The 523-nt window shown below is 78.0% G+C and carries 1 protein-coding gene; it reads left to right on the forward strand.

Annotated features, from left to right (window positions below; translation table 11 throughout):
• Positions 1-91 precede the first annotated feature (91 nt).
• Positions 92-523, forward strand: a 432-nt coding sequence (locus OZN99_RS33345) for an orotidine 5'-phosphate decarboxylase / HUMPS family protein (protein ID WP_270939442.1), incomplete at its 3' end; no start/stop codon positions are given.

Here is a 523-nt window from a genome sequence, read left to right on the forward strand (position 1 = left end):
GGGAGGACGCCGCCCGCCGCGAGGCCGAGATGGGCCGCGTGCCCGATGCCGCCGTGGTGCCGGCGCTGAGGGTGGCCGGACGCCGCTGACCGTGCCGCGAAGCTGCGGGCTCTGCGTCGCGCTGGACGCCCCGGACCTCGGCACCGCCGAGGGCTGGGCGCGCGCAGTCGCGCCGCATGCCGGGCTGCTGAAGGTCGGCCTCGAGCTGTTCTCCGCGGAGGGCGGAGCGGCGGTGCGTCGCATCGCGCCGCACGGGCCGGTCTTCCTCGATCTCAAGCTGCACGACATCCCCAACACCGTGGCCGGCGCGGTGCGGGCACTGGCGCCCCTGCGCCCGGCCTGGCTGACCATCCATGCCGCCGGCGGCGCCGCCATGGTGGCGGCCGCGCGGGAGGCGGCGGAGAAGGCCGCCGGCGCGGATCGCATGCGCATCCTCGCCGTCACCGTGCTCACCAGCCTGGACGCCGCCGCGCTGTCCGAGACGGGCGTGGCCGGCGGCCCCGTGCAGCAGGTGCTCCGCCTC

Origin of the sequence: Falsiroseomonas oryzae, from assembly GCF_027856955.1 — a bacterium.
Taxonomy (GTDB): domain Bacteria; phylum Pseudomonadota; class Alphaproteobacteria; order Acetobacterales; family Acetobacteraceae; genus Falsiroseomonas; species Falsiroseomonas oryzae.